The following is a 10,613-nucleotide window of genomic DNA, read 5'->3' as shown; positions in this document are numbered from 1 at the left end:
CTTGCTCCGCGTTGACCGTTTCTTTCGAATGCCCATCGCAACCTCCTCATCGAGTGTTGCGACGACCAATTGAATCCACCCCCGGCCTTCCCTGCGCGATGGTCTTCACGCTTATACGCAGTCTGCCTGGTGCGCCGGGCTTTCTGGCCACCATGCACGCAACGCGCTCGCGCGCCTTGCGTGGGGACACCAGCGTCGGGGTGTCAGCACGCTGCGACTTCACGTCCACAACAAAACCGTTCGTCCGCGCGTCCCTGAGAACACGCTTCGGCTCCATCGCGGCCATCGCTCCCCGCCTCGCGTGTCGTGACGATCGCGCGCAACGCCCCTCCGGCCGAGGCGGGATGGCGACACTAAAGCACGATTTCCGGAAAAGCGAAAGCGTTATTTCTGGAATGACGAACTTTTCTAGCCGAAGGCCGCAGTGGCCGCGGGTGACCGACCGCCTGCTCGGCCAGCAATCCCCACCAGGGTTCCCCAACCACGCACCGCAGGACGGCGGCGGTTGAAGCGACCATCGGACACCGGAGCCCACGCGAATCTTCCCGGCCCGTGCGTCCCCGTACCATTCCGGCCCCGGACTCGCCGAGCGGGCGGAGAGTCACCATCGCGACCTCGCCGATTCGTCATATTACGATAAAATTCAATATCTTAACCAGTTATCCCCAAGCCGCTGTACAACCTATTGGATTCCTAATAGAGTCTAAAAAGTTACTTTTCTGTACACCGGTTACGGACTAGCTTTTAGGCATGGCGACGGAAAAAGCCGAAACTGACCGCATCCCCGTAACCCTAGCCCTGGCAACCATCGGCTATCTCGAAAAGCTCGTGAAACAGGGAACCCACGGCACCAGCGTTCCGGGTGTCTGCAGAACGTTGATTGAAGAAGGCATCCGGCTCGCCATCAAGGATGGGCTGCTGTCGATTCGCGACAACGGACGGGCGTAAGCTAGGGACACGCAACGCGGACAACAGTTTCGGTGCAGCCGTCGGCCAGGACGATCCAGGACGGATCAAACTTGGAAGCGACAACAATGCCCGCCGAACGACAGACACTCCCCACCTGGACCGAGGAACGGCTCCAGGCCCTGAAGCAGCACTTTGAGGCCGGGCTGACCTGCCGAGAGATCGCCGCCGAGCTCGGCGTCAGCCGCAACGCCGTGATCGGCAAGATCTCCCGCCTGGCGCTGACGCGCGACAATGGCGGCGACACCAGGCGCGTGGTGCGCGCCGAGACGACACGCGATGGCGCACGCCGTCCCGTGCCAAAGCTGCGCCGCCGCATCCTGCGCGCGGTTCAGAACGACCCGCCGCCTGTGATCGTCGAGGAGCCGGTCGGCACCGTCGTGAACGGCTGCTCGCTGTTCGAGCTCTCCAAGGAACGCTGCCGCTGGCCGATCTCGACGCCCGGCGCGGATGATTTCTGCTTCTGCGGATCGAAGCCGATCGAGGGGCTGCCGTATTGCCCGAGCCACACGCGGATGGCGTACCGGGTGGCGTCGTCGCGGTAGGCAACAATCTGCCGAGCTCCTTGTCGGAGCCTTCCCCGCGCGGGCAGCAGAGCCCGCATAGAGCTAGCTGACGCGCTACGCCTTGCTAAGTCTCCGCGTTCTGCGGGGACGGCGCGGCGGTCTCGTCTCCCCTCCCCCTTGCGGGGAGGGGAGCTCACCGTCTGCGTAGCGAGAGCAGCGATCTTTAACTAACAACAATCCCCTACCCCAGCTTCCACCCCGCCTCCTGCGCGAAGCGCTGGAAGAACTCGGGCTCGTAGGCCTGCTCCGGCGACTGGCGGACGCGCAGGTCCAGCAGCTTGGCGTCCTCGCCGACGAGGATGCGCCATTGCTCGGCCTTGACGCCGTCAAGGATGATCTTCGCCGCCTGTGCCGCCGTGGTCGGGGCGTCCTCGAGGAAGCTGCGGGCGCGCTCGCGGGCGGCAGCCTGGATGTCGGCATCGCTCATGGCGGCGACGTCGATGCCCATGCCCTTCATGCGCTGGCGCGCAAGCCCGATCTCGGTCTCGCTCAGCTCGTCTGACTCGGTGCCGCTCTGCACCTTGCGCGAGTTCGACACGATCGAGGTGCCGATGTGGCCGGGCATCACCACCGAGCATTTGATGTGCGGGGCGTTGAGGCGGAGGTCGTTGATCAGCGCTTCGGTAAATCCCTTCACCGCGAACTTTGCGGCGCTGTAGGCGGTGTGCGAGACGCCCATGCCGACCGAGGCCCAGAAGCCGTTGACGCTCGAGGTGTTGACGATATGGGCCTCGTCTGCCTTCAGCAGCATCGGCAGGAAGGTGCGGACGCCGAGATAGACGCCGCCCCAGCAGATGTTGAAGGTGCGCTCCCACTGCTCCCGGGAGTTGGTGAACAGGCTGCCGCCGCCGCCGATGCCGGCATTGTTGAACAGCAGGTGGATCCTGTCCGTGGCCTGCTGCTCGGCGAGCTCATCGCGAAAGCGCTGCAGCTGCGCTTCGATCGAGACGTCGGCGACATGGGTGGTGACACGCAGGCCCTGCGGCAGCTTCTCGGCCTCGCACAGCCGCTTGGTTTCGGCCATCGCCTCGGCCGAGACGTCGCACATGGCGACGTTGCAGCCTTCGGCAACGAGCTGGCGCGCGAGCTCGCGGCCCATGCCCGTGCCGCCCCCGGTGATCACGGCGATCCTGCCGGCGAAATCCTTCATTGGATGGTCTTCCTTCCCTGCTGCGGGACGGCCATGCCGTCCCGGCGACTTGCTCGTTCTCTTCGCGGAACGCGTTCCGAGCTTAGGACGTTTCGCCGGCCTGACCAGAGGGGATGTCGGGGATTTGCGTTGCAGCGCATGCAACGAAGATTTCAGCTTGGGGTTGAACCTTCTCGAGGGGCGTCCGACTTATTCCACGGGGAGGCAGGCTCGAGGAGGTTCGCATGGCGTACCAACAGGGGCACTGGCAGGACGAAGGCTGGCGCGACACGATGGTCGATCCCGCGGGATCTGACGACGGCGCCTATGTGACGGGCTGGACGATCAGCGGGCTCGCAGTGATCGGCACCATCGTCGCGGTCTGGCTGCTCGGGATCTGAGACCCCGAGACCGTCTGCAGCAGATATGAAAAGGCTCGCCACCGGCGATCGGCCTGCGCAGGACGATTGCGCCGCCGCTCCTCCTCGCCGCGACGTTCGTTCTGCACCGCTTTGAGCTGGAGGCCGCCGCCGCGTCGCAGGCAGCGGTACAGGTCCCATCCGGTCGAACTCGTTGCATACAATTAAAGTCAATTGACTAAATTTTAGGCTGATATCAGGCAGGAAATTCGTCTGCCTAAGCTGCGATCATCTGCAAAATGTTGCCATTTCAACAGCTTGGTGCGCCTGCCTTCCCGCGCGCCGCTGGCACAAAGCTTGCGATCACCCCCTTCAAGGCTCCGCCGTGGCGGTGAAGCCGAGATGACAGCGCGGGCGGACCGACCCGCCGAGGGAGCTCACCAATGGACTTTGGCAGGATTTCACGACGGCATCTGTTGCAGGGTGGCGCGGCGCTGACGCTCGGCGCAGCCGCGGGCCTGCGGCCGGCCTTCGCAGCGGAGACGACGATCGGCTTCATTTATGTCGGCTCGCGCGACGACTACGGCTACAACCAGGCGCATGCGCAAGGCGCGGCGGCGCTGAAGAAGCTGCCCGGGCTGAAGGTGATCGAAGAGGAGAAGGTGCCGGAGACCGACGCGGTCGAGAAGACGATCGAGTCGATGATCAATCTCGACGGCGCCACGCTGCTCTTCCCGACCTCGTTCGGCTACTACAATCCGCACATGATCAAGATGGCCGCGAAGTATCCGAAGCTGCGCTTCGAACACTGCGGCGGCCTGTGGAGCGAGAAGGACCCGAAGAACGCCGGCTCCTATTTCGGTTATATCGACGAGGCGCAATACATTGCCGGTATCGTCGCCGGCTATACGAGCAAGAGCGGCAAGCTCGGCTTCGTCGCCGCCAAGCCGATCCCGCAGGTCCTGCGCAACATCAACGCCTTCACGCTCGGCGCCAAGCTCGCCAATCCCAAGACCACCACGCAGGTGATCTTCACCGGCGACTGGTCGATGCCGGTCAAGGAGGCCGAGGCCACCAACAGCCTGATCGACCAGGGCGTCGACGTGCTGACCTGCCATGTCGATGGTCCCAAGACGATGGTGGAGAATGCCGCGCGCCGCGGCGCCTTCGTCACCGGCTATCACGTCAACCAGTCGCCTTTGGCACCGAAAGCGTATCTCACGGGCGCAGAATGGAATTGGGAAGCGCTGTATCCGAAGTTCGTCAAGATGCTCCAGGCTGGCGAGAGCATTCCGAACTTCTATCGCGGCGGCCTCAAGGAAGAAGTGGTCAAGATCTCGGCGTATGGCGAGGCGGTGTCCGAGCAGGCGCGCAAGCATGCCGACGACATCAAGAGCAAGTTCCTCGGTGAGGGCTACACCATCTTCAAGGGCCCGATCAAGGACAACAAGGGCAACACCGTGATCACCGCCGGCACCGAGCGCGGCCAGAAGGATCCTGAGCTCGAGAAGATGGACTACCTGGTCGAGGGCGTGATCGGAGCCACGTCGTGACATCAGAGGCGGCCGATCCGGTTGATGCGGCCGCCATCGCGCCGGCCGCCGACGCAGGTTTCCTGCAACGCCATGGCGCGAGCATTGAATACATTCTCATCCCGGGCGCGGCGCTGGTCGCCGCGCTCATCGTGTTCGGCATCTTCGTCGCGCTGTTCGGCAAGAACCCGCTCGACCTCTATTGGTACATGTATTACGGCGCGTTCGGCACCTGGTTCTCCTGGCAGAACACGCTGAGCCGCGCCGCGCCGCTGATCCTCACCGCGCTGTGCACCGCCCTGCCCGCGCAGCTCGGCATGGTCATCATCGGCGGCGAAGGCGCGCTGCTGATCGGCGCGCTCTCGGCGACCTCGGCGGCGCTGGCGCTGCAGGGCCTGCCGCCGCTCGTCGTGCAGATCGCGATGGTGATCGCCGGCATGGCCGGCGGCGGGTTGTGGATCCTGCTGTCCGGGGCCTTGCGGCAGTATCGCGGTGTCAACGAGACGATCTCGAGCCTGCTGCTGGTCTATATCGCGCTCGCGATCCTCAACCATCTCGTCGAAGGCGCGATGCGCGATCCGGCCAGCCTCAACAAGCCGTCGACGCGCGAGATCGGCGCCGCCAACATGATCGGCAGCATTCCCGGCACCGACGTGCATTGGGGCCTGGTGTTCGGCCTGATTGCCGCCATCGCGGCCTATGTGCTTATCTACCACACCACCTTCGGCTTTGCCGCGCGCGTCGCCGGCGGCAACATCCGCGCCGCCAAGATCGTCGGTCTGTCGGTCGGCAAATTGATCCTCACCGTCTGCTTTCTCGCGGGCGCCTGCGCCGGCCTTGCCGGCATGGTCGAGGTCGCCGCCGTGCAGGGCCGCACCAATGCCAACCTCGCGGTCGGCTACGGCTTCACCGGCATCCTCGTGGCATTCCTGGCGCGGCAGAATCCGCTCGCCATCATTCCGGTCGCGATCCTGCTCGGCGGCATCAATGCGTCGGGCGGACTGCTGCAGCGCCGGCTCGGCCTGCCCGACGCCTCGGTGCTGGTGCTGCAGGGCATCATCTTCATCTCGGTGCTGGCGAGCGACGCGCTCTACGGCCGCATCGGTTTCCTCAAGGGAAAGTCCTGATCCATGGCTGACGGCAATATCGGGCTCTGGACCGTGCCGCTCGCGGTGCTCGGCGGCGCCATCCGCGTCTCCACGCCGTTCCTGTTCGTGAGCCTAGGGGAATGCATCACCGAGCGTTCGGGCCGCATCAATCTCGGCCTCGAGGGCACCCTGGTGATGGGCGCAATGAGCGCCTATGGCATCTCCTATCTCACGGGATCGCCGTGGGCAGGCGTGCTCGCCGCTGGCCTCACCGGCGCGCTGCTCGGCGCGCTCCACGCCGGCATCTGCTCGCTGCCGCGCGTCAACGACGTCGCGGTAGGAATCTCGCTGATGCTGTTCGGCACCGGCCTCGCCTTCTTCCTCGGCAAGCCGCTGATCGAGCCCACCGCCGCGCGGCTGCCGGCGATCGATTTCGGCTGGTGGAGCGACGTGGCGCAGGTTCGCGCCGCGCTGCGCATCAACGTGCTGTTCCTGCTTGGCGTGGGACTCGCGCCGTTGCTGCTGTGGGCATTCAAGACCACGCGCTGGGGCCTCCTGATCCGCACTGCCGGCGAGAGCGCCGACGCAGCGCGGGCGATGGGCCATTCGGTGCTGATGATCCGACTGCGCGCCACCATGGCCGGCGGCTTCCTCGCCGGCATCGGCGGCTCGTTCCTGTCGCTGTTCTATCCCGGCAGCTGGAACGAGGGCTTGTCGTCGGGACAAGGCATCACGGCGGTGGCGCTGGTGATCTTCGCACGCTGGGACCCGATGCTGTGCCTGTGGGCCTCGCTGGCGTTCGGCGGTGCTGCGGCGCTCGGACCGGCGCTGCAATCCGTCGGCGTCACCTCCGGCTATCATCTGTTCAATGCCGCGCCGTATATCCTGACGCTGCTGATCATGATCATCACCTGCTCGCCGAAACGCACCCTGAGCGGCGCGCCGGCTGAATTGTCCATCACCCGCTGATTTCGGAGGTCCATCATGACCGCGCGCACCATCCGCTCCGAGCCCTATGCCTGGCCCTACAACGGCGATCTCCGTCCAGAGAACACGGCACTGATCGTGATCGACATGCAGACCGACTTCTGCGGCGTCGGCGGCTATGTCGACAAGATGGGCTATGACCTCTCCTTGACCCGCGCCCCCATCGAGCCGATCAAGACGCTGCTGACGGTGATGCGCGCGCAGGGCTTCCTGATCATCCACACCCGCGAGGGCCACCGCACCGATCTCTCCGACCTGCCCGCCAACAAGCGCTGGCGCTCGCAGCAGATCGGCGCCGGGATCGGCGATCCCGGGCCGTGCGGCCGCATCCTGGTGCGCGGCGAGCCGGGCTGGGAGATCATTCCCGAACTCGCGCCGGCTCCGGGCGAGATCGTCATCGACAAGCCCGGCAAGGGCTCGTTCTGCGCCACCGACCTCGAGCTGATCCTGCGCCTCAAGGGCATCCAGAACATCGTGCTGACCGGCATCACCACCGACGTGTGCGTCCACACCACGATGCGCGAAGCCAATGACCGCGGCTTCGAATGCGTGCTGCTGTCGGACTGCTGCGGCGCCACCGACAAGGGCAATCACGATCACGCGCTGAAGATGATCAAGATGCAGGGCGGCGTGTTCGGCGCGGTCGCGACCTCCTCCGCGCTGATCGAGGCGCTGTCGTGATCGGCGACGATCCAACGCCTGCGGGCGCGTTCGGCGTCGAGGCCATCGCGATGACGATGCGCTTCGGCGCGTTCACCGCGCTCGACAATGTCGAGCTGAAGGTCAGGCCCGGCTCGTTCCACGCGCTGCTCGGCGAGAACGGCGCCGGCAAGTCGACCTTGGTCAAATGCATCATGGGCTACTATCGGCCGACCGAGGGCGATGTGCTGATCGCCGAGCGCGAGCGCGCAATCGACAACCCCAGGGATGCGCATGCGCTCGGCCTCGGCATGGTCTACCAGCACTTCACGCTGGTACCGGCGATGACGGTGGCCGAGAACCTGGTGCTGGCGCGTGACGACGTACCGGCAGTGGTCAACTGGGCCAACGAGAAGAAGGAGCTGGAGGCCTTCCTGGCGCGCATGCCGTTCCGCGTGCCGCTCGACGCCAAAGTGTCGGACATCTCCGCCGGCGAGCGGCAGAAATGCGAGATCCTCAAGCAGCTCTATCTGAAGCGGCGCTTCCTGATCCTGGACGAGCCGACCTCGGTGCTGACGCCGGGCGAGGCGGATGAAGTCCTGGGCATGCTGCGCAAGATGGTCGAGGCCGGCGAGCTGACCATTTTGATGATCACCCACAAATTCCGCGAGGTCATGGCGTTCGCCGACGAGGTCACGATCCTCCGGCGCGGCAAGCTCGCCGGCCGCGGCAAGGTCGGCGAGCTCACCCCCGACGACATGGCGCGGATGATGATCGGCGCCGAGCAGCTCACCGTACAGCCGGCGCGCACCGGCGCGGCCGGTGCGATCAGGCTCGCGATCGACAAGCTGGTCGCCCGCGACGACGCCGGAGGCCTGGCAGTGCATGACCTGTCGCTGACCGTACGCGCCGGCGAGATCGTCGGCATCGCCGGCGTCTCCGGCAACGGCCAGCGCCAGCTGGTCGAGGTGCTCGCCGGCCAGCGCGAGGCCGAGAGCGGCGCTGTCAGAGTTTCCGGCGCAGCCTATTCCGCCACGCGCGACGAGATGCGCCGGCACAAGATGTCGCTGCTCCCCGAGGAGCCACTGAGGAACGCCTGCGTCGGCGGCATGAGCGTCGCAGACAACATCGCGCTCCGCGATTTCGACCGCGTTCCGTTCGCGCGCGGCGGCTGTTGGCTGAACAAGTCCGCCTTCCGAAAGGACGCGACCGCCAAGATCAACCGCTACAAGATCAAGACCCGCACGCCGGACACGCCGATCTCGGCACTCTCAGGCGGCAACGTGCAGCGCGCCGTGCTGGCGCGCGAGCTCGGCCACGACGTCGAGGTGCTGATCGCCGCCAATCCCTGCTTCGGCCTCGACTTCGCGGCGGTGGCGCAGATCCATGCCGAGATCATGGCCGCCCGCAACCGCGGCGCAGCCGTGCTCCTGGTCAGCGAGGACCTCGACGAGCTGCTCGAACTGTCGGACCGCCTCGTGGTGATGTTCCACGGCCAGCTGGTCTACGAGACCCGGGCGAGCGGTGCCGATCTCACCGAGATCGGCCGCCACATGGCGGGGCATTGAGCCGGCCCCGCGAAACGACTTCAACGTGTTGACGACTAATTCATCGCGCCGGGGTAACATGGCTCCCGGCGGGCTTTGATCGGCCTGTGATACGCCGCGCCTGCCCGCATTTTCGTTATTGTGTTTCAAACCCTTAGGTTGCAGGTCGGTCTCATGAAGGCCTATTTCATCGGCGGCGGCATCGGTTCGCTCTCAGGCGCAGCATTCATGATCCGCGACGGCGGCATCTCCGGATCGGACATCACCGTCTTCGAGAAGCGCCTGCCCTATGGCGGCAGCCTCGACGGCACGCGTCTTCCGGACGGCTCCTACTCGATGCGCGGCGGGCGCATGCTGACGACCGAGCAATACGAATGCACTTGGGACCTGCTGTCGACCATTCCCTGCGAAACCAACGCTCAGGAGACCATCCTCCAGGAGACCGTGGCGTTCAACAAGCTCCACGTCACCCACGCGCAGGCGCGGCTGGTCGACGGCAACCGGCACAAGGTCGACGTCTCCACCATGGGCTTCTCGATGCAGGACCGCATCGAGATGACCAGGCTCACCGAGGCCTCCGAGGAGAAGCTCGGCAATTCCTTGATCTCGGACTGGCTGTCGCCGCCTTTCTTCACCACCAATTTCTGGTACATGTGGCAGACGACGTTTGCCTTCCAGACCTGGCACAGCGCGGTCGAGTTCAGGCGCTATCTGCGCCGCTTCATGAACGAATTCCCGATGATGGATACGCTTGGCGGCGTCAAGCGGACGGTGCACAATCAGAACGACTCGATCGTCAAGCCGCTGGTCCGCTGGCTCGAAGGCCACGGCGTCAACTTCGTCGGTGGCACGGATGTCACCGATATCGAGCTCGTCACCATCAGCGGCAAGCACCGCGCCGTCAGGCTTGCTCTGACGCAGGACGGCGCGAGCCGCACGATCGATCTCGCCGACGACGATCTGGTGTTCTACACGGCCGGCTCCATGACGGATGCGACCAGCCTCGGCAGCCACGGGGCTCCGCCGCAACAGCTCACCAAGGACGACAGCCACGGCTGGACCCTGTGGGAGAAGCTCGCACAGGGCCGCCCCGAGTTCGGCAATCCGGCCGCGTTCAATTCATCGGTCCCGGAATCGAGCTTCGAGTCGTTCACGGTGACCTGCCGCAATGCGCGCTTCTTCGATGCGATGCAGACTTTCACCGGCAATGTCGCCGGCACCGGCGGGCTCGTGACGTTCACGGATTCGAACTGGCGGATGTCGATCGTGCTCTACACCCAGCCATACTTTCCGGACCAACCCGACAACATCAGGATCTTCTGGGGCTATGGGCTTTATCCCGACCGCGTCGGCAATTTCGTGGGGAAGCCGATGTCCGAGTGCAGCGGCGCCGAAATCCTGAAGGAGCTGTGCGGGCATCTGCGCTTCGCGCTCACCGTGTTCGACGAGGCGACCTGCGTGCCGTGCTGGATGCCCTACATCATGAGCATGTTCATGCCGCGCAGCTATGGCGACCGGCCGCTACCGGTGCCGCTCACCTCGCAGAATCTCGCCTTCATCGGCCAATATGTCGAGCTGCCTGAGGACGCCGTTTTCACGATCGAATATTCGGTGCGCGCGGCCATGCATGCGGTCTATCAGCTCTTGAAGATCGACCGGGCCATTCCGCCCGTGACGCCCTACGACAAATCGCTGAAGGTGCTGCTGCAGTCGGTGGTGAAATCATTCGCCTGACGGACCACGCGAGATCGTGATCACCGCGCGTCGCAGCGCTTGACCTGGATCAGTTCCATGAGGGAA

At 65.0% G+C, this 10,613-nt stretch carries 10 protein-coding genes; 9 read left to right on the top strand and 1 reads right to left on the bottom strand.

The window, feature by feature from the left end; translation table 11 throughout:
• Positions 1 to 750: 750 nt before the first annotated feature.
• Positions 751 to 948 carry a hypothetical protein gene (locus ACQR0W_RS26140; protein WP_006614936.1) on the top strand — a complete coding sequence of 66 codons (198 nt, stop codon included), beginning with the start codon at positions 751 to 753 and terminating at the stop codon, positions 946 to 948.
• Positions 949 to 1,034: 86 nt separating this feature from the next.
• The gene (locus tag ACQR0W_RS26135) at positions 1,035 to 1,511 is read left to right on the top strand and encodes a GcrA family cell cycle regulator (RefSeq protein WP_315711481.1); all 477 of its coding nucleotides are present in this window, start codon (positions 1,035 to 1,037) and stop codon (positions 1,509 to 1,511) included.
• Positions 1,512 to 1,713: 202 nt separating this feature from the next.
• On the opposite strand, the gene ACQR0W_RS26130 is transcribed toward ACQR0W_RS26135, so the two are convergent.
• The gene (locus tag ACQR0W_RS26130; protein ID WP_315711480.1) at positions 1,714 to 2,682 is read right to left on the bottom strand and encodes an SDR family NAD(P)-dependent oxidoreductase; all 969 of its coding nucleotides are present in this window, start codon (positions 2,680 to 2,682) and stop codon (positions 1,714 to 1,716) included.
• 224 nt (positions 2,683 to 2,906) lie between these two features.
• Between ACQR0W_RS26130 and ACQR0W_RS26125 the strand changes: the two genes are divergently transcribed.
• From ACQR0W_RS26125 to ACQR0W_RS26095, 7 genes are all read left to right on the top strand, one after another.
• Entirely contained in the window at positions 2,907 to 3,062 is a 156-nt protein-coding gene (locus ACQR0W_RS26125; RefSeq protein ID WP_315711478.1) for a hypothetical protein, read from the top strand.
• A 401-nt stretch (positions 3,063 to 3,463) separates the two neighbouring features.
• Positions 3,464 to 4,573: a BMP family ABC transporter substrate-binding protein gene (locus ACQR0W_RS26120; RefSeq protein WP_315711476.1), complete on the top strand. Its 1,110-nt coding sequence runs from the start codon at positions 3,464 to 3,466 to the stop codon at positions 4,571 to 4,573.
• Positions 4,570 to 5,679 (top strand): ABC transporter permease, encoded by a 1,110-nt coding sequence (locus ACQR0W_RS26115; protein ID WP_315752905.1) that lies wholly within the window; start codon positions 4,570 to 4,572, stop codon positions 5,677 to 5,679. Before ACQR0W_RS26120 ends, ACQR0W_RS26115 begins: the two co-directional genes overlap by 4 nt.
• 3 nt (positions 5,680 to 5,682) lie before the next feature.
• Positions 5,683 to 6,609 carry an ABC transporter permease gene (locus tag ACQR0W_RS26110; RefSeq protein WP_315711472.1) on the top strand — a complete coding sequence of 309 codons (927 nt, stop codon included), beginning with the start codon at positions 5,683 to 5,685 and terminating at the stop codon, positions 6,607 to 6,609.
• 15 nt (positions 6,610 to 6,624) lie between these two features.
• Entirely contained in the window at positions 6,625 to 7,308 is a 684-nt protein-coding gene (gene biuH / locus ACQR0W_RS26105) for a biuret amidohydrolase (RefSeq protein WP_316172050.1), read from the top strand.
• Between the two features lie 50 nt (positions 7,309 to 7,358).
• On the top strand, positions 7,359 to 8,834 hold the full coding sequence (locus ACQR0W_RS26100) for an ABC transporter ATP-binding protein (protein ID WP_316172060.1): 1,476 nt from the start codon (positions 7,359 to 7,361) through the stop codon (positions 8,832 to 8,834).
• Positions 8,835 to 8,987: 153 nt separating this feature from the next.
• The gene (locus ACQR0W_RS26095) at positions 8,988 to 10,547 is read left to right on the top strand and encodes an oleate hydratase (RefSeq protein ID WP_316172051.1); all 1,560 of its coding nucleotides are present in this window, start codon (positions 8,988 to 8,990) and stop codon (positions 10,545 to 10,547) included.
• Positions 10,548 to 10,613: the final 66 nt, after the last annotated feature.

The sequence above is a fragment of the Bradyrhizobium sp. HKCCYLRH1034 genome (genome assembly GCF_051168375.1).
In the GTDB taxonomy this organism is placed as follows: Bacteria; Pseudomonadota; Alphaproteobacteria; order Rhizobiales; family Xanthobacteraceae; genus Bradyrhizobium.
This window is presented reverse-complemented; position numbering and strand designations above follow the sequence as displayed.